At 68.9% G+C, this 23,549-nt stretch carries 18 protein-coding genes; 12 read left to right on the top strand and 6 right to left on the bottom strand.

What is annotated here, in order from left to right:
* Positions 1 to 137 precede the first annotated feature (137 nt).
* The 3 genes from VGC13_RS11850 to VGC13_RS11840 all read left to right on the top strand — a co-directional run bounded on the left by VGC13_RS11850 (position 138) and on the right by VGC13_RS11840 (position 3,127).
* Positions 138 to 377 carry a hypothetical protein gene (locus tag VGC13_RS11850; protein WP_331125472.1) on the top strand — a complete coding sequence of 80 codons (240 nt, stop codon included), beginning with the start codon at positions 138 to 140 and terminating at the stop codon, positions 375 to 377.
* Between the two features lie 125 nt (positions 378 to 502).
* Complete coding sequence (gene uvrC / locus VGC13_RS11845; protein ID WP_331125471.1) at positions 503 to 2,365, top strand: excinuclease ABC subunit UvrC; 1,863 nt, start codon at positions 503 to 505, stop codon at positions 2,363 to 2,365.
* Positions 2,366 to 2,740: 375 nt separating this feature from the next.
* Positions 2,741 to 3,127 (top strand): hypothetical protein, encoded by a 387-nt coding sequence (locus tag VGC13_RS11840; RefSeq protein ID WP_331125470.1) that lies wholly within the window; start codon positions 2,741 to 2,743, stop codon positions 3,125 to 3,127.
* A 115-nt stretch (positions 3,128 to 3,242) separates the two neighbouring features.
* On the opposite strand, the gene VGC13_RS11835 is transcribed toward VGC13_RS11840, so the two are convergent.
* A complete protein-coding gene (locus tag VGC13_RS11835; RefSeq protein WP_331125469.1) occupies positions 3,243 to 4,196 on the bottom strand; it encodes a branched-chain amino acid transaminase in 954 nt (317 codons plus the stop codon).
* 354 nt (positions 4,197 to 4,550) lie between these two features.
* Between VGC13_RS11835 and VGC13_RS11830 the strand changes: the two genes are divergently transcribed.
* Both VGC13_RS11830 and VGC13_RS11825 read left to right on the top strand, forming a co-directional pair.
* On the top strand, positions 4,551 to 5,546 hold the full coding sequence (locus VGC13_RS11830; protein ID WP_331125468.1) for a D-alanine--D-alanine ligase: 996 nt from the start codon (positions 4,551 to 4,553) through the stop codon (positions 5,544 to 5,546).
* 105 nt (positions 5,547 to 5,651) lie between these two features.
* Entirely contained in the window at positions 5,652 to 6,554 is a 903-nt protein-coding gene (locus tag VGC13_RS11825) for a rhomboid family intramembrane serine protease (protein WP_331125467.1), read from the top strand.
* Between the two features lie 364 nt (positions 6,555 to 6,918).
* Here the strand turns inward: VGC13_RS11825 and VGC13_RS11820 are convergent, their stop codons facing one another.
* Together VGC13_RS11820 and VGC13_RS11815 are read right to left on the bottom strand one after the other, a co-directional pair.
* Positions 6,919 to 7,497, bottom strand: coding sequence for a TetR/AcrR family transcriptional regulator (locus VGC13_RS11820; protein WP_331125466.1), 579 nt, complete (start codon positions 7,495 to 7,497; stop codon positions 6,919 to 6,921).
* Between the two features lie 149 nt (positions 7,498 to 7,646).
* Positions 7,647 to 7,844, bottom strand: a complete 198-nt coding sequence (locus VGC13_RS11815) for a hypothetical protein (protein ID WP_331125465.1) — start codon at positions 7,842 to 7,844, stop codon at positions 7,647 to 7,649.
* 67 nt (positions 7,845 to 7,911) lie between these two features.
* Here VGC13_RS11815 and VGC13_RS11810 point away from each other — a divergent pair, with 67 nt between their 5' ends.
* The 6 genes from VGC13_RS11810 to VGC13_RS11785 all read left to right on the top strand — a co-directional run bounded on the left by VGC13_RS11810 (position 7,912) and on the right by VGC13_RS11785 (position 15,802).
* Positions 7,912 to 8,928, top strand: coding sequence for an Ig-like domain-containing protein (locus tag VGC13_RS11810; protein ID WP_331125464.1), 1,017 nt, complete (start codon positions 7,912 to 7,914; stop codon positions 8,926 to 8,928).
* A gap of 464 nt (positions 8,929 to 9,392) precedes the next feature.
* Entirely contained in the window at positions 9,393 to 10,322 is a 930-nt protein-coding gene (locus VGC13_RS11805; protein WP_331125463.1) for an Ig-like domain-containing protein, read from the top strand.
* Positions 10,323 to 10,963: 641 nt separating this feature from the next.
* Positions 10,964 to 12,082 carry a tail fiber domain-containing protein gene (locus VGC13_RS11800; protein ID WP_331125462.1) on the top strand — a complete coding sequence of 373 codons (1,119 nt, stop codon included), beginning with the start codon at positions 10,964 to 10,966 and terminating at the stop codon, positions 12,080 to 12,082.
* A gap of 213 nt (positions 12,083 to 12,295) precedes the next feature.
* Complete coding sequence (locus tag VGC13_RS11795) at positions 12,296 to 12,820, top strand: hypothetical protein (RefSeq protein ID WP_331125461.1); 525 nt, start codon at positions 12,296 to 12,298, stop codon at positions 12,818 to 12,820.
* A 101-nt stretch (positions 12,821 to 12,921) separates the two neighbouring features.
* Positions 12,922 to 14,475: an Ig-like domain-containing protein gene (locus VGC13_RS11790; protein WP_331125460.1), complete on the top strand. Its 1,554-nt coding sequence runs from the start codon at positions 12,922 to 12,924 to the stop codon at positions 14,473 to 14,475.
* Positions 14,476 to 14,665: 190 nt separating this feature from the next.
* Complete coding sequence (locus VGC13_RS11785; protein WP_331125459.1) at positions 14,666 to 15,802, top strand: tail fiber domain-containing protein; 1,137 nt, start codon at positions 14,666 to 14,668, stop codon at positions 15,800 to 15,802.
* Between the two features lie 188 nt (positions 15,803 to 15,990).
* Here VGC13_RS11785 and ligD read toward each other — a convergent pair whose 3' ends face one another.
* Positions 15,991 to 18,777 (bottom strand): DNA ligase D, encoded by a 2,787-nt coding sequence (ligD, locus tag VGC13_RS11780; protein WP_331125458.1) that lies wholly within the window; start codon positions 18,775 to 18,777, stop codon positions 15,991 to 15,993.
* A 16-nt stretch (positions 18,778 to 18,793) separates the two neighbouring features.
* Positions 18,794 to 19,792 carry a Ku protein gene (locus tag VGC13_RS11775; protein WP_331125457.1) on the bottom strand — a complete coding sequence of 333 codons (999 nt, stop codon included), beginning with the start codon at positions 19,790 to 19,792 and terminating at the stop codon, positions 18,794 to 18,796.
* Positions 19,793 to 20,377: 585 nt separating this feature from the next.
* On the opposite strand from VGC13_RS11775, the gene VGC13_RS11770 reads away from it, so the two are divergent.
* On the top strand, positions 20,378 to 21,421 hold the full coding sequence (locus tag VGC13_RS11770) for an N-acetylmuramoyl-L-alanine amidase (RefSeq protein ID WP_331125456.1): 1,044 nt from the start codon (positions 20,378 to 20,380) through the stop codon (positions 21,419 to 21,421).
* A gap of 92 nt (positions 21,422 to 21,513) precedes the next feature.
* Here the strand turns inward: VGC13_RS11770 and VGC13_RS11765 are convergent, their stop codons facing one another.
* Entirely contained in the window at positions 21,514 to 23,466 is a 1,953-nt protein-coding gene (locus VGC13_RS11765) for a HEAT repeat domain-containing protein (protein ID WP_331125455.1), read from the bottom strand.
* Positions 23,467 to 23,549: the final 83 nt, after the last annotated feature.

The raw sequence follows: 23,549 nt of genomic DNA, 5'->3' as shown, positions 1-23,549 counted from the left end.
GGGTCGCGCCCGTGGACGCACCGGCGCGCGGGATGCCGCACACGGCCGGGCCGCCGAGTCCGCGCAGGCGGACGTTGTGCCGTTCCAGCCGCGATTCAATCGCCCGGGAGAGTGCCCGCGCCACGAAGTGGAGCTCGATGAACCCGGATCCGAATCACACCCTCACCCAATCCATCCGCCGCGCGTTGATCGACGCGGCGGAATCGGCGTACGAGGACGCCGGCATCCAGGGCCTGTGCGCGGAAGGGCGCTGGGAAGCCGCCGTATCCGCGATGCGCACGGTCGATCTGGAGGCGGTGGTGCAGGGGGTCGGCGCCTCCACGGAGGCCTCCTCATCGGCCGAATCTGTCCCATTCACCGCATCTCCCGCGCACTGAGGGCATCCACGGCGGCAACGTCTGTCCACGTGTGTCCAGAATCGGCCCACGTGTGACCGGAACGGCGCGGACGGTGTATCATGGAATCCTGTGATCCCGATCGTCCGCAGCCGCCTGACGCGTTGATGTCCACCGAAGCAGCCAGCCAGCTCGACGCCAAGCTCCGCACCCTGACCACGCAGCCCGGCGTGTACCTGATGAAGGACGCCGAGGGGGTCATCATCTACGTGGGCAAGGCCAAGTCGCTGCGCTCGCGCGTTCGCTCGTACTTTCAGGGCGGGGCGCAGCACGGCATCAAGACCCGCGAGATGGTGCGCCGGGTGGTGGACTTCGACACCATCGTGGTGCGCAGCGAGGCCGAGGCGCTGATCCTCGAGAACAACCTCATCAAGGAAAACCGCCCCCGCTTCAACATCAACCTGCGCGACGACAAGACCTACCCGTACATCAAGGTCACCGACGAGGCGTTTCCCCGCGTCTACGTCACGCGCCGCCTGGTGAAGGACGGCGGCCGCTACTTTGGCCCGTACACCGACGTGCGGCGCATGCGGCAGGCGCTGGAGCTGGTGAAGCGGCTGTACACGGTGCGCAGCTGCCACTACGATCTTCCGAAGGAGGTACCCGCGCGGCCGTGCCTGGACTATCACATCGGCCGCTGCAAGGCGCCCTGCGTGGCGTTTCAGACACCCGACGAGTACAGGGGGATGGTGGACGAGATCACCGAGGTGCTGGGTGGGCACACGCGGCTGGTGGCGCGGCGCCTGAAGGCCGAGATGCAGAAGGCGGCCGAGGAGATGAACTTCGAGCGCGCCGGCGAGCTGCGCGACGCCATCCGCCAGCTGGAGTCGCTGGAGCACCGCCAGCAGGTGGTGGACGTCACCGGCTCCGACCGCGACATCGTGGGGTTCGCCCGCGACGGGGCCGAGGCGTGCGGCGTGGTGCTGCAGATTCGCGAAGGCAAGCTGCTGGGCCGCGAGGCGCAGTTCCTTACCAACCTGGTGGATGAGGACGACGCGGAGGCGCTGTCGACCTTTGCCACGCGCATCTTCGCCGACCGCCTGTCGCGCGACCCGGAGGGGATGCCGCCGGAGATCTTCTTCGGGATGGACTTCGCCGACCGGCCGGTGCTGGAGGAGCTGCTGCGGGGGCAGGCCCGGCGCGCGGTGCGCCTGCACGTGCCCCAGCGCGGCGAAAAGGTGCAGCTGGTGGCGCTGGCGGACCAGAACGCGCGCCACCTGCTGGAAGAGCGCAAGCTGATGGGGAACGCCGCGGCCGAGCGGGCCCCCGACGCGCTGTACGAGCTGCAGGAGGTGCTTGAGCTGCCGCTGGTGCCGCGCACCATGGTGTGCTTCGACATCTCGCACACGCAGGGGACGGAGGTGGTGGCGTCCGCCGTCTTCTTCGAGAACGGCGAGCCCGCCAAGGGCGAGTACCGCAAGATGAAGATTCGCGGCGAGTGGGGAAACGACGACTTCGCCAGCATGCACGAGGCGGTGACGCGCTGGTTCAGCCGCCGGGTGGAAGAGGGAAAGCCGCTGCCTGACCTGGCGGTGATCGACGGCGGCAAGGGGCAGCTGAGCGCCGCCCGCAAGGCGCTGGAGACGCTGGACTTTCCGCAGCAGGCGGTGATCGGGCTGGCCAAGAAGGAGGAGGAGATCTTTCTTCCCGGCCGCTCCGACAGCATTCGCCTGCCGCGCCGCAGCCACGCCCTGCGCATGCTGCAGCGCCTGCGCGACGAGGCGCACCGCTTTGCCATCACCTACAATCGCAAGCTGCGGACGAAGCGCACCATCCGCTCGGAGCTGGCCACCATCCCCGGCGTGGGCCCGTCGCGCCAGAAGGCCCTGCTGGCCAGGTTCGGCTCCATGCGCGGCGTGGCCGCCGCCTCCGAGGCCGAGATCGCGGCGCTCCCGGGCTTCGGGGCGGGGCTGGCGAGGAAGGTGCTGGAGTCCGTGCGGGGTCCGGAACCCGGCCCCGGCGCGGGCTGATGCACGCGGGCTGAAGCCCGCGGCTGGGACGGCCATAAGCCCGCCTGGCTCGTTCCTCGCCAGGCGGGGCTCCACCTGCCCGGGTTTGTCGTCGGTCGGCTCGCCCGGCGTGGAGCGCGCGTTATGCGCCGTCGAGCCCCTTGACGATCCGTTCACTCTGTTCTACTTTGAGAGGCGTTGTGAGTCCTGGCGGCCCACTCCCGTCCGAGGGTGAGCAAATGGTGATGCTGGAATCCCTTCTCGATGAAGTACAGGCCACCAACGACCGGTTGGTCAGGTCCATCGACCAATTCCAAGCCGAGCTGACCGCCTTCGGCGATTGGGCGCGCACCGCGGGCTATCCGTATCCCACGACAACCTCTGCCGTGCGTACCGATGAGCAGCCTCTCCGACCTGGGCCAGCGCGTCGCGGACCTGTATAAGGAGATCGTGACCACGACCGTCAGGTTCGAGAGCCTGAGCCGGGAGACGACCACCGTCATTACGGAGGCCAGGACCGCGATTCAACGGATCGACGAGCGGATGCAGCAGATGCACCTGGACCATGTCCGGGAGCGCGCCGAACTGTCCAGCCAGATCAAGGCGCTCGATGCGCGTCTGGACGCGCTCAGCGAAAGCGCGCTGCACGCGGTCGCGCGTGACGCCGCGCGGCAGGCCATGCACACCATCCTGAACGACGGCGAAGCGTCTCCCGCGGCACTCCGTTCCACCCCAAATGGAGAGCCCAGAGGCGCCGGCAAACTGCTGCCCCTCGGCCAATAAGCTTCGGCCGAAACTCGAACCCCGTTCCGCGCGCGCAGGCGAGCGGAGACGGGGCTTCTGGCATTTCCAGCCGCGGGCTTCAACCCGCGTGCAACACGTGCGATGCGACGCCGGTCTACACCCCCGCGGCCGCGGGCTGGGGGACGTGCGTCAGCCAGCCGTGCGTATCGGGGACGCGGCCGCGGACGGTGTCCAGGAAGCGCTTCTGGATGGCGCGCGTCACCGGCCCCATCCGCCCTTCGCCGATGGTGATGCGGTCCACGCTGCGGATGGGCGTCACCTCGCTGGCCGTGCCGGTAAAGAACAGCTCGTCCGCCAGGTACAGCGTCTCGCGCGGCACGCCCCCCTCGCGGGTGGGAATGCCCAGGTCCTCCGCGATCTTCAGGATGCTGTCGCGGGTGATGCCGTTCAGGTTCGTCCCGTCCAGCGCCGGGGTGGTCAGCACGCCGTCGCGCACCAGGAACACGTTCTGTCCCGTCCCCTCGCTCACCAGGCCGCCGGGCCCCAGCGCAATGGCGTCCGCGTAGCCGTCCTCGATGGCCTCCAGCCGCCCCAGCTGCGAGTTCAGGTAGTTGCCCGCCGCCTTGGCGCCCGCCGGAAAGGTGTTGGGCTCCTGCCGCTGCCAGCTGCTGATCTTTACGTCCACGCCGTTCTCCAGCGCGCCCTCGCCCAGGTAGGTGCCCCACGGCCAGCAGGCGACGTAGATTTCCAGCGTGCTCCCCAGCGGCGACAGGCCCGCCGAGCCGTACCCCCGCACCACCATGGGGCGGATGTAGCACTCGCGCACGCCGTTGCGCGCCACGATCTCCAGGCACGCCTCCGCGACCTGCGGAATGCGGTCGCCGATCTCCATCCGGTAGATCTTGCTGGAGTCCTTCAGCCGCCGCAGGTGCGCGTCCAGCCGAAAGACGGCGGGGCCGTCCGGCGTGTCGTAGCAGCGAATCCCCTCGAACAGCGACGAGCCGAACTGCATGGAGTGCGCAAGGACGTGCACGGTGGCGTCCTGCCACCGGATCCATTCTCCGTCGTGCCAGATCCACTCGGTCTGCGGCATGTTGTGCGTCGCCATTGTTCTGCTCGGCTGGGATTTTCGTCTCGCCCCGCGCCCCGCGGGGTGCGACAAGTTGTGGCGCGGACGCGCGCGGGGCCAGCCCACCCCCCACGGTCTCGACAAAAGCCGCCTGAAAGTGCGAAATTGATCCGCACCCCGACGGGGCCTCGCCCGGCGATCGCGTACGCTCAACGGTCCGCGGGCGCGGCGTGTCACTGCAAGCGGCCTCGATCGTTGGAGGGAGTCAGGACGCCCGTCCCGCCGCCGGAATCCCGTCTGCCACCGTGGCGCATCCGCCCGCGTACGCTTCGTGCGGTGCGCACCCGCCGGACGCGGGAACTGACGACGAATGGACAACGGGAGAGGGCCGGGATGAAGATCGCCGTTCTGATGGGTGGGACGAGTGCGGAGCGGGACGTGTCGCTGGCGTCCGGGCTGGCCATCACAAAGGCCCTGCGCGAGCGGGGACACGAGGTATCGGTGGTGGATACCGCCGCCGGCTTCGTCGCCCAGGCAGAGGAGCAGGACCTGCTGCCGGGCGGCGTGAAGAGCGCGCCGCCGGAGAACCTGGACCGCGCGCTCCCCCTCATCGACATAGGGCAGATCGAGCAGCTTCGGAACGCGGAAATCGCCTTCCTGGCCCTGCACGGCGGCGACGGCGAGGACGGCACGGTGCAGGCGCTGCTGGAGCTGGTCGGCGTGCCGTACACGGGTTCGGGGCCGCTGGGCTCCGGCATCGCGATGGACAAGGACGTCACCAAGCGCCTGCTGCGCGACAGCCAGGTGCCCACGCTGCCGTGGCGGGTGGCCCGCTGGCCGGACTTCACCTACGATCCGGACACCATCGAGGATCTGGTGGGCATGCCCTGCATCGTAAAGCCGGCGCGCGGCGGGAGCAGCGTGGGCATCCACGTGGTCAACGACCGCGCCGAGCTGGAGGCCGCCGTGCGCGACGCCTCCCAGTACGACCGCGAGGTGATGATCGAGCGCTTCGCCAAGGGGCGCGAGCTCACGGTGGGCATCCTGGACGACCAGGCCCTGCCGCCGGTGGAGATCCGCCCCAAGAAGGGGATCTACGACTACGAGAGCAAGTACACGCCGGGGATGACGGAGTACCTGTGCCCGGCGCCGCTGGACGAGGAGGTGGTGGCGCAGGTGCAGGCCTACGCGCTGCGCGCCTTCAAGGTGCTCAAGCTGCGCGGGTACGCGCGCATCGACTTCATCCTGGCCAAGGAGCAGCTGTTCTGCCTGGAGGCCAACACCCTGCCGGGGATGACGGCCACCAGCCTGCTGCCCAAGGGCGCGGCGGCCACGGGGATCGATTTTCCCGAGCTCTGCGACCGCATCGTGCGGCAGGCGGCGCGCTGACCACGGGGCGCGGACCGGAGCGGCGGGACCGGGGTAGAGAACCACGAGCGCCGGGGAGCCCCCCGGCCGCGCCGCCTTCTTGCAAGCGCACGCCTTTCTGACGCAATGGCTTACCGGGATACGTACGGGGGCTTCGGCGGGTTTTCGATGACCCCCTGGGTAAAGCGGCTGCTGATCGCCAACACGGCCCTGTACGTGGCCGTGCTGCTGGGGCGTTTCGTCATCCCCGGCAACCTTGTCCTCGACTGGTTCGCGTTTCAGCCCGCCGATTTTCTGACCCGTCCCTGGACGGTGGTCACGTACGCGTTTTTCCACGCCGGCGTGATGCACCTGCTGGGGAACATGCTGATGCTGTTCTTCTTCGGGCCGCCGCTGGAAGAGCGCTGGGGGTCGCGCGCGTTCCTGCGCGTGTACCTGATCGCCGCCGCCGGCGGGGCGCTGTTCTCGGTGCTGTTCGCGTTCCTGGACCCCGCCACGTACATCGTGGGTGCGTCAGGGGCCACGCTGGGCCTGATGCTGGCGTTCGCCATGATCTGGCCCGACATGGAGATCCACATATGGGGGATCTTTCCGGTCAAGGCCAAGTGGCTGGTGGCGGCGCTCATCTTCATCAACCTGGCCACGGCCCTGGAGGGGTCTGGCTCGGGGGTGGCGGTGCTGGCGCACCTGGGTGGCATGGCGGCCGCCTTCCTGTACCTCAAGAGCCCGTGGGCGCCGCACGCCTGGGGCGAGCTGCCGCAGACGTCGCGCCGGCCCGCGCAGAAGCGGGGTGGAACGGCGCTGGTGCCCTGGGGCGGCAAGAAGACGGCGGCCGCGGCCTCGCAGCAGACGGCGACGGTGACGCAGGCCCGGCCGGCGGCCGCCCGCAAGGGCAAGTCGCAGGAGCGCGAGCTGCTGGACGACGTGGACCGCATCCTGGACAAGATCAGCGCCCAGGGCCTCAGCTCGCTCACCGAGGAAGAGCGCAAGCGCCTGGACGAGGTCAGCCGCCGCTACCGCACCAACTGACGGCGGGGCGGGGAACGGGGGGCTGATCCAGGCCCATCCTCCAGCTGCTCCCGGTCACAAGAGAGGCCCGCCCCTGCACACGCAGGGGCGGGCCTCTCGCCTATCCACAAAAGACTTGCCTCACGCAGCGGCGCAGAAGCGCCGAGAGAAGAGGGAAGCGGTTCTCTCTCCGCGCCTCCGCGTGAGACTGTCCTCACGAATCCTGCGACTGTTCACCCGGATTGGTAGCGATCGTGGGATTCTCGAGGTGAAATGATCCGTTGGGTGGGGCAGATCAGGGGAAGGCGAGCCGCTCGGCTCAAACGCCGTTGCGCAGGATGCGGCCGAGCAAGATAGAGCTCCGTCAACGGTGTGTTAACGCACGTTATCGGGATGCCGCAGTCTCATCAGGAGCACGGATGCCTTCGATGAGGCTGGTTAACACACGTTCACGGGACCATTCGATGCGGGTGATGCCGGCCTGGTGCAGGGCGGCGAGCCCGTGCAGCAGCGACCAGAGGGTGAGCGCGGTGCCGTCCGGATCGCCTTCCGCAACCACGCCGGCATCCATTGCCTCGCGCACGCGATCGCGCAGAAATCGCCGCACAGCCCCGCGCTGCAGGTGCACGGGAGAAGTTTCGTCTTCCGCCCCGGGCTCGAACAGCGAGCGATAGGCCTGCGGCTGCGCCAGCGCGAAGTCCAGATAGGCCATGCCCGCGGCGCGCAGGCGTTCCAGCGGGGTAGGGGCCTCCAGGGCGCGGAACAGGTGGCTGCCCAGCAGGCGCGAGCCTTCGCCCACCACCTCGCGCAGGATGGCGTCCTTGTCGGCGAAGTGGCGGTACAGCGCCGTCGCCGTCACCCCCACACGCTCGGCCACGGCGCGCATGGTGACCGCCTCCGGCCCCCGCTCGAAGTACAGCGCCCGCGCCGCGCCGAGTATCCGGCTCTTGATGTCGTCGCTCATGGTTTACAGATGTAAACCATAATTCAGGGCGTGTCAACTGCGACGGGTGAGGGCGGCTGGGGTTGATCAGGGTTGGTTAACTTAGGTTAACCGCTTTGGGCGAACCGCTCCTGCTGGGACGTTTTCCTTGGCGGGTGAACGAATGTGCGTTAGCTTGGATCTTGTCCTTTGGTGCCTTCCCATTCCCCCTCCTCAGCAGCGATCACGATGAAAAACCAACTCATCCCCCGCTTCTCGCGGCTGTCCGCTATGACCGTGCTGGCACTGGCTTCCGCCTGCACCGACAGCCCTGTGTCTCCGATCTCTACCCCCGAGCCAAGCTTCATTTCGACCGAGTACGGGTGCACGGCCGATTTCCGCGCCGGAACTCTGGAGTGTGGCCCGGTTTCCCCAACGGGAGAGAGCGGTGCGCGAATGAACCTGATGCTCTACGAGACGGCTGCGAAAGTTATAAACGCGGGTGGGGGGACGTACTCCGGAGGAGACAAGAGCAACCCGGATACGATGACATACAATCTGGCGTTGCGGAACCTGATTCCGCAGCCGATCGGAACGACGGATGGAGTGACATCTGACACCAGCCGCCTCGTCATCACCACCTTCAGGGTGACGTCGCCGCAGCCTACCGCCACAATACAAGTGGAGAACCCGGACGGGACGGCGACGTTCGTTGATTCGCTGAACAGCTTCCCAATGACGTACTCGAACGCGCCGTACATGGACTACCCGGGGCTGCTCGCGCAGAACAATAACTCCCCACCAAGGCTCCTGCGGTTCGTCTTCAGCCCCAGCGTAACGGCGATGAGGTTCACGTACCGGATCTGGACCCGCGTGCAGTACCTGTACGGCTACGTCACCATCACGCCTGGTATCCCGCCGATCCTGGAGCCGGGAGCGACAACGACGCTTACTGGCACCGTGTACAACCAGTTCGGCACAATGCAGTCGGATGCGCTCACGTGGTCGAGTTCGGACATGAGCGTGGCGACCGTCAACGCGTCCACGGGCCAGGTGACGGCGGTGGGGGAGGGGACAGCGACGATTACGGCCACCTCCAGCGTGAATGGGCAACGGACAGGGACCCGTGCGGTCATCGTCGACGCGGCGCCGGCAGTGGACAGCACAGCCCCGGCGGATGGCACCTTCAACGCGCCGCCCACCGGGAGCATCGTCGTGCACTTCAGCGAGGCGGTTAGTGTATCGGCCGGCACCTTCTCACTGGGGTGCACCAGCGGTTCGCAGCCCTTCACCATCAGCGGCTCGGGCACCAGCACGGTGACGTTGTACCCGGTCAGCAGCCTGCCGACGGGGGATACCTGCACGGTCGCCGTGCTGGCTGCGAATGTGAGCGACGTAGACGCCAACGATGGCCCGAACCAGTTGGCGGAAAACCATTCCTTCTGGTTCGTCGTGGACGGGTTTGGCGGATAGACGTGATCCGCCCACCAGACCGGCGCCGGATCGTCTTTGTTTCTACACAGCCGGTATTTGGCCCCGATCCCTGACGTGCGTCGCTAGCGGAGGACGGCGGATCTACCCACTGCGCCGCCGTGAGCGTGCGGACGCCGTTACTGCAGAACCCCAATCAGAAAGAGCCTATCCTGATGAAAACCAATCTTCGGCAGACTTGCTTGGTGCTTGGGATGCTTGTGTTGGCTTCCGCCTGCACCGACAGCCCCGTGTCTCCGAACCCTGCCCCCGAGCCGAGCTTTCTTTCGGCCGACTACGAGTGCACGGCCGACTTCCGCAACGGAACGTTTAAGTGTGGTCTCCTCTCCCCAGCGGGGACGAATGGGGCGCGACTGAACTTGATGCTTTATGGGGGACAGGCCGCAAAGATTGTGAACGCAGGCCCTAGTGTGTATTCCGGCGGCAATAAGAGCAACCCCGATACGATGACGTATACCCTCGCGCTGCAGAATCTGATTCCGCAGCCGATCGGCACGACAGACGGAACGACGCCTGACACTAGCCGCCTGGTCATCACCAGCATCACGCTGACGTCGCCGCAGACCACTGCCACGGGGCAACTCGACAATGCGGACGGGACGGCAACGTTCGTCGATTCATTGAATGGCGGGAGCCCGGTTACATACGCCAACCGGCCGTACCTGGACTACCCCGGTCTGCTGGCGCAGAACGCCATCTCCTCACCCAAGCTCGTCCGGTTCGTTTTCAGCCCGAGTGTTACGTCGATGAAGTTCACGTACCGGATCTGGACGCGCGTGCAGTACCTGTACGGCTACGTCATCATCGCGCCTGGCGCCGCGCCTGTCTTGGCGCCGGGCGCGACAACGACGCTTACTGGCACCGTGTACAACCAATTCGGCGTGGTGCAGTCGGATGCGCTCACGTGGTCGAGTTCGGACATGAGCGTGGCGACCGTTAACGCGTCCACGGGCCAGGTGACGGCGGTGGGGGAGGGCACAGCGACGATCACGGCCACCTCCAGCGTGAATGGGCAACGGACAGGGACCCGTGCGGTCATCGTCGACGCGGCGCCGGCGGTGGACAGCACAGCCCCGGCGGATGGCACCTTCAACGCACCGCCCGGCGGGAGCATCGTCGTGCACTTCAGTGAGGCGGTCAGTGTATCGGCGGGCACCTTCTCACTGGGTTGCACCAGCGGTTCGCAGCCCTTCACCATCAGCGGCTCGGGCACCAGCACGGTGACGTTGTACCCGGTCAGCAGCCTGCCAAGCGGCGATACGTGCACGGCGACCGTGCTGGCCACCGGCGTGAGCGACGTAGACGTCAACGATGGCCCGAACCAGCTGGCGGAAAACCATTCCTTCTGGTTCGTCGTGGACGGGTTTGGCGGATAGGCTACGCCCGGCCGCCGGCGTTTCCGAGTGGCTCGCGGGTCCGGAAGAGACGTTGGGCCATTTCTAAAGGTTTGTGTCATCAACCGGGTACCGGTCGAACTACATCCACCTGCCCACCGTGCCGCCGCTCCGCAGAACCGGGGCGGCGGCTCTCGCGTTGGCGTGATCTCGTGTCGGGTTCGATATGGGCACTTGTTCCGGTGATCGCGCGGGCAGCGCACCCGGTGCGGTTCGCGTTCATGCGATCTCCAGCGGCTGCGGGGGAGCTGGGGAGTGAGCCAGGCGTTCAGCCGTGTGCGGGCCCTCGCCCTTACAACTGACCCGTAACGGGCTGACCTTGACTAAACCTTGTTATCCACCTGGCTCTACGCTATTTTTTCGTGTCCAAGCTGGCCTGTCAGGATCTCCGGATCCTTCCGGAGCCCTTCGGACGCTGCCGCCAGGAACGCGGCCGTGTCCACGGCAAAGGCGCTGATCGAGGTTCCACGCGGCGCCCGCAGTCCCCGTCCCACACACATGCCGCTCCCGCCATCCTGGGGGGCAATTCCCACGGCGCGTCCCGCAACGGACGTGTGTCGGTCGTTCAGCATCGCACCACCGCGCGTGACGGACCCTGGCACTCATCCTCGAGGAATTTCACCATGTCCCGGAAAGCCGCACTCTACACCTGCCTGGCCGCCGCAGCCCTGCTGGGCAGCGGACAGGCGCGGGCCCAGACCGCCGATTCCGCGCTCGCCGTGAGCAGCGGCGGCTACAGCCTCTTTCGCGTAAACATCAACGGCGCCGCCGTCTTTGGTGGCGATTTCACCGGGAACTCCACCGGGCCGCGGTGCACGGCGGGTGGCTCCGGCGCCAACTGCATTCCCGTGGAAGGCGCGGGAACGCGGATGATGTGGTTTCCGGAGAAGGCGGCGTTCCGCGCGGGCTACATCAACGGAACGCAGTGGGACGACGCCAACATCGGCCTGTACTCGGTGGCCATCGGCCAGAACGTGCGCGCCAGCGGCGACAACGGCGTCGCCCTGGGCGTGCGCAGCACGGCCGCCAACGGCAGCTCGTTCGCCGTGGGCGAGGACAACACCGCCAGCGGCTACGGCTCGGTCGCCATGGGGTACCACGCGCACACCAACGCGCGCCGGGGAACGTTCGTGTTCGGCGACAACATCACCGGCGGAACGCAGGACTCGGTGCGGGCCGACATGGTGGGCCAGGCGACCTGGAGGCTGAGCTGCGGAATGCGCATCTACACCAACCAGGCGCTCACCACCGGCGTGGCGTTCGGCGGCCCCGCGGTGAACTCGTCGGTCTGCGGCACTTCGAACTACTTCGGCCAGGCTGGCGCGATGATCTCCACCAGCACCGGGGCGTACCTCTCCACGTCCGGCGTGTGGACCAACACGTCGGACGTGAACCGCAAGCACCTGTTCGAGGCGGTGCATGGTGAGGACGTGCTGGCGCGGCTGCGGGATCTGCCCATCCGCAGCTGGAGCTACCGCGTGGACGACGCCTCCGTGCGGCACCTGGGCCCCACCGCGCAGGACTTCCGCGCCAGCTTTGGCCTGGGCACGGACGAACTCACCATCGGCACGGTGGACGCGGACGGCGTGGCGCTGGCGGCGGCGCAGGCGCTGGAGGCGCGGACGGCCACGCAGCAGGCCCGCATCGAGGCGCTGGAGCGCGAGAACGCGGAGCTGCGCGCCCGCATGGAGCGCGTGGAGGCGCTGCTGGCGGGGCAGGGAAGTGCTCCCGCAACGCCGTAGGCCATGAGCATCGACCGCGGAGCTACGCCGCCCGCGCCCTGCACGGCCCACCAGAGACGCAGCTGGATATCTCCCGCCGTACTGGACCTGGGCGGCATGCGCGATCTGACGCTGCTGCAGGGGAGCGGTGTTGATGAGTGCTGTTGCTTCGATGATCCAGACTGCGCGTTCGACTGATCCGGCTTCCCCTTCTTTCACCCGTGATGGTGTACCATGCGATTCCCTACTTTCTTCCGCCGGACGGCGCCGCTGCTGGCCTTTGCGCTGGTGGCCGGCTGCGCGGACGCGAACAATCCGGGGAGCGGCGCCGGCGGCCTGCCGACACTGACCGAGCCGGGCATCTACAACCTGCTGTCGGCCCGCGCCGTGTCCGCCGAGGTGAGCGAGGTCACGCTGTCGCTGAAGCAGCTTCCGGGCGGGGTCGAGCTGGCGAGCGTACAGGGCGAGCTGCAGTACGATGCCGCCGCGCTGCAACTGGTTTCGACCGCCCTCCCCGAGGGGATCGAGGGCGACGTGGTGGAAGTCAGCCCCGGACGTGTGCGCTTCGTGGCCACGCTGGTGCAGGGGACGGCCGAGCCCGCGATCCTGCGGCTGCAGTTCCGCGGGCGTGAGGCGCCGGTCGCGCTCGCCCGTGAGATGTTCAGCGTGCGCCTGGAAGAGGTCTCCGGTGGCGCCGACCTGGCGGACGTGACGTCCACCGTTCGCTCCGAGCGCCTGCTCTTTGTCCAGGGACAGTAGGCTGGCCCGACTGCTCACGGATTCGTCTCCCTTCTCGCCACTCCGGGCCGCGTCGAGGCCCGGAGTGGGGACTCCCTCGGGATTGCATTCCGATGCCGCACTTGAACTCTCGGCTCTGCGCGCTGCTTGCGATGGGCCTTTCGCTGGTGGCCGTGCCGGGTCTTAATGCCCAGGACGCATCGTCCGCCGCCGCCCCGGAATCGGCCGCGATCCGCGGCGACGTGAACGGCGACGGCCGCGTGACGCGCGCGGACGCTGATGCCGTACGGGCGTGGCTGGTTCGCGGCACCCTGCCGGATGGACGCAGCATCCTTCCCGCGGGCGACGCCAACGGCGACGGCCGGGTGACCGCGGCCGACGCGGCGCTGATCTCCCGCTTTGCGGCGGGCGTGGACGTGTCGCGCTTTCCCGTGGGGCGGCCAGTGGGCGCCGGCGGCGAGCGGATGGCCGGGAGCCTCGTATCGACGGAATACGAGTGCACGGCCGATTTCCGCTCGGCAATGCTGGCGTGCGACGCTGCTTCCCCTGCCGCGGACGGTGGCGCGCGGCTGGACGTGATGCTGTACACCACGGCCGCAAAGATCGTGAACACCGGTGGCGGGGCGTACTCCGGGGGCGACAAGAGCAACCCGGACACGATGACGTACAACCTGGCGCTGCTGAACCTGATCCCGCAGCCGATCGGCACCACGGACGGCACCACGCCCGACACCAGCCGCCTGGTCATCACCAGCTTCCGGCTCACGTCGCCGCAGACCACCGCCACCGCGCAGCTGGACAACGCGGACGGAACGGCGACGTTCGTCGATTCGCTGAACGGCGGCTCGCCGATCACGTACACGAACGTGGACTACATCGACTATCCGGGGCTGCTCGCGCAGAACGACACGTCCTCCCCGAAGCACCTCCGGTTCGTCTTCACCCCCAGCGTCACCAAGCTGGCGTTCACGTACCGCATCTGGACGCGGGTGCAGTATCCCCACGGCTACATCACCGTTTCGCCGGCCACGGTGCCCACCCTGTCGCCCGGGGTGACCCGGACGCTCACGGGTACCGTGTACAACGCGTTCGGGGCGGTGCAGGGGGACAACATCACCTGGTCCAGCTCGGACCCGGCGGTCGCGACCGTCGATGCCTCCACGGGCCTGGTGACGGCGGTGGCACCCGGAACGGCCACCATCACGGCCACCTCCACGGTGAACGCGCAGCGCATCGGCACGCGCGACATCGTCGTCAGCTTCGAGACGACCTGGCAGGGGGACGTGGACGGCGACGCCAACAACTGGCACAACCCGCTGAACTGGTCGGGCGAGGCCGTTCCGACCTCGCAGAGCATCGCCATCATCCCCGCGGTGCCCAACCAGCCGGTGCTCTCCGCCGACGGCACGGTTCTGGACCTCCAGGTCGCCTCCGGCGGCACGGTGGCGCTGAGCGGAAACACGCTCGAGGTATTCGGCGACATCGCGGTGGCGGGGACCGTCTCGGGCGGCACGGTGTTGCTGAGCGGAGCCGCGCAGGTGCAGGGGACCATCCCCGGAATGCGGATCACCGGCGGCATGTCGCTGGACGGCCCAACCAAGGCCACGGCGGCGGTGTCGGTGAGCGGCGGCTCGCTGACCGTGGCGGACCAGGCGCTCAGCATCTCCATCCCCTGACGAACCCGGGGCCGCAGGAACGGTGACGGGACGGACTCGGACGCTCCCCGCGGCCGCGCGCCGGCCGGCTCCGCGCTCGCGGTGAGCAGCGGCGCCAGCCGTTGAAGGCTTGCCCATCCCTCCGGGGTGTGCGGTGCCGCACCCCTGAACTCAGGAAACTTCTGACCAGGGCCGACCACGAATGACAACCATGCATCGCAGCCTCGTCATCGCCGCCGGCGCTCTGGCCGTCGCGCTCGCGGCGCCCGCGCGGGCCCAGGCCCCCGACTCCGCCTTTGCGGTGAGCAGCGGCGGCACCAGCCTGTTCCGCGTAAACATCGACGGCGGAGCCCTCTTCCTGGGCGTTTACACCGGGAACTCCACCGGGCCGCTGTGCACGTCCGGAGGTTCCGCGGTCAACTGCATTCCCGCCGAGGGGGCGGGAACGCGGATGATGTGGTACCCGGAAAAGGCGGCGTTCCGGGCGGGATACATCAACGGCACGCAGTGGGACGACGCCAACATCGGGCTGTACTCGGTGGCCATGGGCCAAAACGTGCGCGCCAGCGGTGACAACGCCGTCGCGCTGGGCGTGCGGAGCACGGCCGCCAACGGCAGCTCGTTGGCGATCGGCGAGGACAACACGGCCTCGGGCTATGCGTCCGTTGCCCTGGGCTACCACGCCCACACCAATGCGCGGCGGGGATCGTTCGTGTTCGCCGACAACGTCAGCGGCGGGACGCAGGACTCCGTGCGGGCGGGGCTGGTGGGCTCGGCAACGTGGCGGCTGAGCTGCGGGATGCGGATCTACACCAACCAGGCGCTCACCACCGGGGTGTCGTTCGGCGGGCCGTCCGTGAACCCGTCGGTGTGCGGCAGCAGCAATCCCTACCACGGCCAGGCCACCGCGATGATCTCCACCAGCACCGGCGCGTACCTGTCCACGTCCGGTGTGTGGACCAACACGTCGGACGCCAGCCGCAAGCACCGGTTCGAGAGCGTGCGCGGCGAAGACGTGCTCGACCAGCTTCGCGGGATGCCCGTCCGCAGCTGGAGCTACCGCGTGGACGATGCTTCCGTGCGGCACCTGGGTCCCACGGCGCAGGACTTTCGAGCGGCGTTTGGCCTGGGGATGGATGAGCTCACCATCGGCACGGTGGACGCGGACGGGGTGGCGCTGGCCGCGGCGCAGGCGCTCACCGCGCGCACGGACGCGCTGCGGGCCGAGAACGAGGCCCTGCGCGCCGAGAACGCGGCGCAGGCGGCCCGGATCGCCGACCTGCAGGCCCGCATGGCGCGCGTGGAGGCGCTGCTGGCGGGGCAGGGGACCGCCCCCGCGCAGCCGTAGCATCCTGCAGAGCACATACGAAACCGCCGCCCCGGAGCACCGGGGCGGCGGTTTTCGTTCATCCACAGTTTCGAAAAAGCAACAACTTGGGGGTACAGAGGAACAGAGTCAGACAGAGGAACAAAGCTGATGGTTCAGTTCGCTTTCTCTGTCTGACCCTGTTCCTCTGTACGATTATTCTTTTGGGATCAGCGCATGCCGACGGCGGTGCGCATGGGCTTGGTGATGGACTGCTTCGACGTGTAGAAGCCCTCCCACGGGTCGCGCTTGAGCTTGGCGACGCGGCGGATGACCGCTTCCGGCGTGAACGTGTCGGGATCCAGCGCGGGGCTCAGCTCGTCCCAGCGCAGGGGGACGGAGATGGCGCCCGTGGGCTTGGCGCGGATGCAGAAGGCCGAGATCGCCGTGGCCCCGCGGCCGTTGCGCAGGTAGTCGATGAAGATCTTTCCCTTGCGCGCGGCGATGTTGGCCTTGGTGAGGTACTTGCCCGGGTTGCGCACGCTCAGGTCTACCGAGAACGCCCTGGTGAAGTCCTTGACCTCGTCCCACGACTGCCGTCGGGCAAGGGGGACGACGATGTGCAGCCCCTTGCCGCCGGTGGTCTTGACCCAGCTGTCCAGCCCCAGCTCCGCCAGCCGGTCGCGCACCTGGAACGCCGAGGCCACGGTGCGCGCCCACGGCACGTCCGGCGCGGGGTCCAGGTCGATGACGAAGCGGTCCGGCCGCTCGAAGTTGTCGCGCCGCGCGTTGGAGGTGTGCAGCTCGATCACCCCCATCTGCACCATGCCCACCAGCGCGGCGGCGGAGTCCACGTAGGTGTAGACCTTCTCTTCGCCGTCGTTCTCGGCGATGGTCACGCGGCCGATGGAGGCGTGGAAGTGCTGGTCGCCGTGCTTCTGGTAGAAGCAGTCGCCGCCCACGCCGTCCGGGCAGCGCACCAGGGTGAGCGGGCGGTCCTGGATGTACGGCAGCATCCACTCGCCCACGGCCTCGTAGTAGCGCGCCAGCTCCAGCTTGGTGACCCCCTGCGCGGGAAACAGCACCTTTTCGGGGCTGGTGATGCGCACGCCCAGCACCTCGGTGTCCTCGCCCTTGCCGCGGCGCGGGTTGGAGCGCTGGGTGGAGGGGGGCACGGGGCGCGAGCGCGGGGCAGGGGCGGCATCGCGCGGCTGGGCCCGCTCCGCGGCGCGGGCGCGGCCGGCCCGCCTGGGCGCGTCTGATTCCGGCGCGGCGGTCTCGCCGGCGGGGAGCGCGGCCGCGTTCTCGCGCACCACGTCGCGCGGGCTCTTGTCCTCGCGCAGCCCCTGGAACACCGGGTGGCGCAGGATCCCTTCCTCCGTCCACTCGGTAAAGGCGATCTCGCAGACGAGTTTGGGATCGATCCAGTGGACGCCGGCCAGCTTGCGCCCCCTGCGGCCGTGGTTGACGAAGGGCGAGTCGTCGCGCTCCAGCTTGCGCAGGCGGGCGAACACGTCGCGCAGCCGCGACTGGTCGAAGCCGGTGCCCACCTTGCCGGCGTAGACCAGGTCGCCCTTTGCGTCGTGCACGCCCAGCAGCAGCGCGCCAAAGTGGGAGCGCGACCCGCGGGGCTCCGTCCATCCGCCGATGACGAACTCCTGGCGCAGCAGGCACTTGACCTTGAGCCAGTCGTTGTTGCGCTTGTGCTGGTAGGGGGCGTCGGCGCGCTTGCAGATGATCCCTTCCAGCCCCAGCCCGCACGCCTGCCTGTAGAACTCGGCGCCGGCGCCCGCGATGTGGTCGCTGAAGCGGACGAGGCCGCGGTCCGCCGCCAGCAGCCCGCGCAGCGCCTCCTTGCGCGCCAGCAGGGGCGATGCGCGCAGGTCCATCCCCTCCAGGTACGGCAGGTCGAAGGCGTAGAACACCAGCTCGCCCGCGCCGCCGGAGCTCATCACGTTCTGCAGCGCCTGAAAGCTGGTCGTCCCCTTGGGCGTCAGCACCACCAGCTCGCCGTCCAGCACGGCGCTGGCGGCGGGAAGCGCCTCCAGCGCCGCGGCCACGGTGGGAAAGCGGTCCGTCCAGTCGTTGCCGTTGCGGGTGATGAGGCTGGCCCTGCCCTTGTTGAGCATGGCCACCAGCCGGTAGCCGTCGTACTTGAGCTCGTGGATCCACTCGTCGCCGGCGGGCACCTGGTCCACCAGCGTGGCCAGCTGCGGCGTGAACGGCTTGGGGAACGCCGCCTTCCGCGCGCCCGGGACGTCGGGGGCGGGGGAGGGGGCCTTCCTGGACCGGGCGGATGACTTCGCGGCGGAGGGCTTCGCGGCGTCCGCCGCAGCCTTCTTCGCGGCCGGCTTCTTCTTGGCGCCGGTGTCGGCCTTCGCCTTCGACGGCGTGCCGTGGCGCGTCATGGCCTCGGCGGCGGGGGCGCGCGAGTCCCAGCTGGCGTCGGCGTCGGCGGCGATCTCGTCCATCGTCCGCCCCGTGTCGACGCTGGTCATGAACTCGTCGGTCACGGTGCCGGCGGACTCCGGACGGGCCACGTCGTCGTCCTCCTTGAAGAGCAGCCACTGCTCCTTCTGGCCCTCTTCACCCCGGCGGGAGCGCACCAGGTGCCAGCCGCCGCTCAGCCGCTCGCCCTGCAGGTGAAAGCGCAGGTGGCCCTTGCGGTACGCCTTGTGGGGGTCGTCGTCGGGCGTCCAGGTGCCGCGGTCCCACAGCATCACCGTGCCACCGCCGTACTCCTTCTTGGGGATGATCCCCTCGAAGGTGCCGTACTCGATGGGGTGGTCCTCCACGTGGACCGCCAGGCGCTTGACCGAGGCGTCCAGGCTTGGCCCCTTGGGGACGGCCCAGCTCTTCAGGACGCCGTCCAGCTCCAGGCGAAAGTCGTAGTGAAGGTGGCTGGCGGCGTGCTTCTGGATGCAGAAGGAGAGCACGTCCCCCTGGGGGTGGACGTGCCCTTCCGGCTCCGCGGTGACCTTAAAGTCGCGCTTGCGTTTGTACTCGTCGAGACCCATTCAGGAGTGTCCGGGTTCAGGCGGTCTTGCGCTGCTTGCCGCGCGGCTTGGCCGCGGCGGTGGAGCGGGGCGCAGGCGCGGCGGCGGCGGCGGGCTTGGCGCCCCTGGCCGGCCTGGCATCCGCCTCGTCCGCGTCCGCGTCGGATTCGGCGGCGGCGGCGGCCTTCTTGGACTTGCGGGGGGCGCGCTCGGTGTCCGCGGCCACGCGCTCGCCGCGGCCGGTGGCCTCCACGCTGCGCTTGAGCAGGGCCATGATGTCGATGACGTCGCCGCCCTCGGCCTCGGAGACCTCCACCGGCGACTCGTCGGGGTGGTCGGTGTTGCCGCTTTCGATGCGCGCCTGGATGAGCTGCATCAGGTCGTCGCGGTAGCTGTCGTGGTAGCGGGAGGGATCCCACTCGGCCGTCATCCCCTCGACCAGCCGCTCGGCCATCTCGATCTCGCGGTCGTTCACGCCCAGGTCCTTGAGGTCGCCGTGCGGCACCTCGAGGTCGTCGGCGGAGCGGATCTCGTGGGGGTAGCGCAGGATCTCGAGCAGCAGCACGTCGCCCTGGGGCACCACGGCGGACAGGTACTCGCGCGAGCGGATGACCACCTTGGCGATGCCCACCTTGCGGGTGCGCTTGAGCGCCTCGCGCAGCAGGGCGTAGCCCTTACGGTTCTTGCCGGTCGGCGCCAGGTAGTACGGCTTGTCGAAGTAGACGGCCTCGATCTCGTCCAGGTCGACGAAGTCGGTGATCTCGACGGTCTGCGTCTTTTCGGGATTGGCGCGGCGCAGGTCCTCGTCGCTCAGGACGACGTAGTGGCCGCTCTCGTACTCGTAGCCCTTTACGATCTCTTCGGACTCGACGTCGTCGCCGGTGTTCTTGTTGTACTTCTTGTAGCCGATGGGCGACAGGTTCCGCTTGTCCAGCTGGCGAAAGCTCAGCTCGTCGGGCGAGGCGGCCGAGAACAGTCCTACCGGGATGTTCACCAGGCCAAAGCTGATGCTGCCTTTCCAGATTGCGCGTGCCATGAGCGTGCTCCTGGGGAGATGCGTCCCAAGCCTCAGGCATCATGGGTGACTTGGGATGCATCCCAAGCGCAAGGATTACTCCACTTCGTATAATATGCATTATGTAAACTAAGTCGTGTGGAAAGATGTGGAAAAGCGGGATGAGGCGTGGAGATGTGTGGATTCCCCGCTCCGGCCCCTCACGAGAGTGCTTCGTGTGAGGTCGTACGCGTTCCGCCACGGCGTGATGGCTCAGTCCTACGTGAGAGGTGCCGTGTCGCGACGCGTGGGAGGATGGACGGCGATGGTGCGCCTCGTCCCGGCCTCGTCGCGTTGGACGGGATTTGCAGGCGATCCCCCTATTCCGTATCGCCGTGGACGTCCCGCTCGCGGAAATGGTATCGTGGAACTGTAACGGCTGAATCGCGCCGTTACAGTGCCGCGGACCCGGATGCGGGCTGCCGCCCGTCGTTCGGGACTCATATCTTACATGCTCATAGACAGTTAGCTTCGCCACTCCCTGCCCCGGGGGCGCACGGACATCGGTTTGCGATTGAATCGGCGCGGCGCCCCGCCGCTTGCCCTTCCCCGCACTCCCGCACGCCCATGAAAACGCAAGGCCAGTTCACGCTGTTCGAGACGCTGGATGAATTCGCGCAGTTCATCCAGAAGCCCGTCCAACGGCAGATCAAGCTCATTCAGAACCACCACACCGCCGAGCCCAGCTACAACGACTTCAACGGCCAGAACCACTTCCAGCAGTTGAAGGGGATGAAGAGCTTTCACGTCAACGAGCGGAAGTTCAGCGACATCGCGCAGAACCTCACCACGTTCCCGGACGGCACCATCGCCATCTGCCGGCCGATGGACCAGAACCCGGCGGGGATCAAGGGCGCGAACACGGGCGCCATCTGCATCGAGCACGTGGGCAACTTCGACAACGGCAAGGACAAGATGACCGCCGCGCAGCGCGAGTGCATCATCAGGATGAACGCGCTGCTCGCCCGCCGGTTCAAGCTGAAGCTGGATACCAACGCCTTCGTGTACCACCACTGGTACGACCTGGACTCCGGCACGCGGAAGAACGGCGCCGGGAACACCAAGACGTGCCCGGGAACCAACTTCTTCGGGGGGAACACGGTCGCCGCCTGCCAGGCGAGCTTCCTTCCGCTGATCCAGGCGGCCGTGGCGGCGCTGGACGGAACGGCGCCCGCTCCCGCGCCCGTCGCGGTGCCCACTCCCGGCACGGTGTCCATCCCCATCGCGGTGGTTGCCACGCAGGGCGCCGCGCTGTCCATTCGCCGCGGGCCCGACGCGAACGCCGACAAGCTGGGCGAGCTGGCGGACGGCTCGGTCGTGCACATCCACGAGGCGAACGGCATCTGGCGCCGCATCGATCCCGTGGCGCAGAAGTGGGTGTCCAGCAAGTACCTGGCGCCGGCGCCGCAGGCGGTGTCCATCCCCATCGCGGTGGTTTCCACGCAGGGCGGCGCGCTTTCCATTCGCCGCGGGCCCGACGCGAACGCCGACAAGCTGGGCGAGCTGGCGGACGGCTCGATCGTGCACATCCACGAGGCGAACGGCATCTGGCGCCGCATCGATCCCGTGGAGCAGAAGTGGGTGTCCGGCAAGTTCCTGGCGCCTCGCTGAGCCGCCCGGCGCCCCTGCGCCGCGGATGAACGAAGAGCCCCCGGCGGATCAAACCGCCGGGGGCTCCGTGTTTCCGTCGCGGGAGTGCGCCGCTACCCCGACGCCGCCAGGAGGCGGCGCGCCTCCTCGGCCATCTCGTCCCTGCCCTGGGCCACGGCGGCCAGCGCTTCGCGGGCGGCGGGCGTGTCGATCTTCGCGATGGCGTACAGCGCGGCCACCTTGCCGCGGGTGGACTTCTTGAGCCCCAGCAGCGAGCGCTTCTGCACCGCCGTAAGCAGCGCGGGGAGCGCCTCGCCGCTGCCGATGCGGCCCAGCGACGCGGCGGCGGCCACGGCAAGCTCTTCGTCGCCGTCGCCCAGCAGGCGCGCCAGGAACGGCACGGCGGCGGCCTCGCCCAGCGTGCCCAGCCCCTGCACCGCCTCGCGGCGCACCAGGCGCTCGGGGTCGTTCAGCAGGTCCACCAGCACGCGCATGGAGCCGCGGCCGCCCAGCGCCGCGGCCGTGCGCCCCGCCTCCACGCGCACGGCGGCGTCGCGGTGCGAGGCGGCCTCACCCGCCCAGCGGCGCGCGATCTCGGGATCGATGCCGCTCTGCCCCGCCAGCTCCAGCAGCGTGCGGGTGCGCACCGGGTTGGGGTCCTGCACGGCGTTGGCGATCAGCCGGTCCGTAAGCCCTTCCACCCCCACCAGCGTGCGCACCACGGCGGTGCGCAGCTCCAGGTCGCCCGCGCGGTACAGCAGCCCCTCCAGCATCAGCAGCGCGTCGGCGCCCAGGAAGACGAAGAAGCGCAGGATGCGGTCGCGGTCCGCGCCGGCGTACGGCAGCCGCTCCAGCAGCCGCTGCAGCGTGGGCGCCGTTCCCGCGCGGCGCAGCGCCTGGACGGCCGACTCGCGGAAGAAGCGGGTGCGGTCCGGGCGCTCGGCCTCGCGCACCAGGGCGTCAAGCAGCTCCACCGCCTGCGCGTAGCCGTCGTTCTTGAGCAGCGTGAGCGCCGTGCGTGCCGCCGACTCGGCCAGCTCGTCGAAGCGGGTTACGGTGGACGCCTCGTGCAGCAGCCGCGGCAGCGCCTCGGCGGCCTGCTCGCCGTGGTCGGCGGTGCGGAAGAAGTGGTACATGTCGCTGCTGGGCGGCTCCTCGCGCCCGCCCGGCTCCCCCGCCCGGCCAAAACTGGACGGTGCGGCGGGCTGCCCCGCGTCCGTCAGCGCGCCCGGGCCCGCCCCGTCGAACGCCTCGTCGATGAACTCGAACTCCGCCAGCTCCGTGCTCTCGCCCTCGTCTTCCCACGGCATCCCCTGCCCCGTCGTCAGCGAAGGGGATGCGAGCTCCGCGGGTGCCGGAGCGTCCGCCGCGGATCCATCCGCCGTGGGCGCGGCAGGTGCGGGCTCCGCGGACGCCGGAGCGTCGGCCACGGGCTTCGGAGCGGCGGATTCCGCGGGCGGCGCGGCCTCGGGCGCATCCGTCGCGGGGGCGGACACGGGCTCCGCGGATGCCGGAGCGTCGTCGGCGCGTTGCGGAGCGGCGGACTCCGCGCCATCGGCCACCGGCGTGGATGCGGGAAGCTCCGCGATCGCGGAAGGCGCGGCGGGTGTCGAAGGCTCCTCGGATGCGGGAGGGGCGGCGGCGCGGGCGGGGGGCTTGTAGACCTCGCCGGCGGCGGTGCTGGCGTACAGGCCGCGGGGCTGCGCCTGCGCCAGCGCGCCGATGGCGCCCCCCTCCCCCAGCTCCGTGGAGCCGCGGGCGACGATCTCGCCGAACGCCTGCAGGTCCGCCGCCGCCGCGTCCGGCGTAAAGCCCACGCGGTTCAGCCGCAGGGTGATCAGGTGCCCGGCGGCGCGCAGCACGCGCGGATCCACCCCGCCCACCAGCTGCCCCTTTTGCGAGAACCCGGTGAACTGTACGTCCAGCACCAGGCTCTTCTGCGTGGCGAGCACCTCGCGCAGCGCCGCGTGTGCCTCTTCCGCGCGCGCGGCCGCGTCGCCGTCGCGCGAGACGAGGGCGGCGAGTGCGCGGACGAAGCGTGCGGCGGCTTCGGGTGCGTCGGGCATGGGGCCGGGTACGGAGATAAAAGAAAGTGTGGAGGGGAGGTTCAAGTGCCCAGGATCAAGTGTCGAGAAGCCGTACCCCGATC

The sequence above is a fragment of the Longimicrobium sp. genome, from assembly GCF_036399255.1.
GTDB lineage: Bacteria > Gemmatimonadota > Gemmatimonadetes > Longimicrobiales > Longimicrobiaceae > Longimicrobium.
This window is presented reverse-complemented; position numbering and strand designations above follow the sequence as displayed.

What these genes read in the sequence shown, in the direction of transcription:
- VGC13_RS11835 (WP_331125469.1), bottom strand. Translation starts at nt 4,196, where the DNA reads ATGGCGACGCACAACATGCCGCAGACCGAGTGGATCTGGCACGACGGA.
- uvrC (WP_331125471.1), top strand. Translation starts at nt 503, where the DNA reads ATGTCCACCGAAGCAGCCAGCCAGCTCGACGCCAAGCTCCGCACCCTG.
- VGC13_RS11830 (WP_331125468.1), top strand. Translation starts at nt 4,551, where the DNA reads ATGAAGATCGCCGTTCTGATGGGTGGGACGAGTGCGGAGCGGGACGTG.
- VGC13_RS11765 (WP_331125455.1), bottom strand. Translation starts at nt 23,466, where the DNA reads ATGCCCGACGCACCCGAAGCCGCCGCACGCTTCGTCCGCGCACTCGCC.
- VGC13_RS11825 (WP_331125467.1), top strand. Translation starts at nt 5,652, where the DNA reads ATGGCTTACCGGGATACGTACGGGGGCTTCGGCGGGTTTTCGATGACC.
- VGC13_RS11850 (WP_331125472.1), top strand. Translation starts at nt 138, where the DNA reads ATGAACCCGGATCCGAATCACACCCTCACCCAATCCATCCGCCGCGCG.
- VGC13_RS11810 (WP_331125464.1), top strand. Translation starts at nt 7,912, where the DNA reads ATGAACCTGATGCTCTACGAGACGGCTGCGAAAGTTATAAACGCGGGT.
- VGC13_RS11795 (WP_331125461.1), top strand. Translation starts at nt 12,296, where the DNA reads ATGCGATTCCCTACTTTCTTCCGCCGGACGGCGCCGCTGCTGGCCTTT.
- VGC13_RS11775 (WP_331125457.1), bottom strand. Translation starts at nt 19,792, where the DNA reads ATGGCACGCGCAATCTGGAAAGGCAGCATCAGCTTTGGCCTGGTGAAC.
- ligD (WP_331125458.1), bottom strand. Translation starts at nt 18,777, where the DNA reads ATGGGTCTCGACGAGTACAAACGCAAGCGCGACTTTAAGGTCACCGCG.
- VGC13_RS11805 (WP_331125463.1), top strand. Translation starts at nt 9,393, where the DNA reads ATGACGTATACCCTCGCGCTGCAGAATCTGATTCCGCAGCCGATCGGC.
- VGC13_RS11785 (WP_331125459.1), top strand. Translation starts at nt 14,666, where the DNA reads ATGCATCGCAGCCTCGTCATCGCCGCCGGCGCTCTGGCCGTCGCGCTC.
- VGC13_RS11840 (WP_331125470.1), top strand. Translation starts at nt 2,741, where the DNA reads ATGAGCAGCCTCTCCGACCTGGGCCAGCGCGTCGCGGACCTGTATAAG.
- VGC13_RS11800 (WP_331125462.1), top strand. Translation starts at nt 10,964, where the DNA reads ATGTCCCGGAAAGCCGCACTCTACACCTGCCTGGCCGCCGCAGCCCTG.
- VGC13_RS11770 (WP_331125456.1), top strand. Translation starts at nt 20,378, where the DNA reads ATGAAAACGCAAGGCCAGTTCACGCTGTTCGAGACGCTGGATGAATTC.
- VGC13_RS11820 (WP_331125466.1), bottom strand. Translation starts at nt 7,497, where the DNA reads ATGAGCGACGACATCAAGAGCCGGATACTCGGCGCGGCGCGGGCGCTG.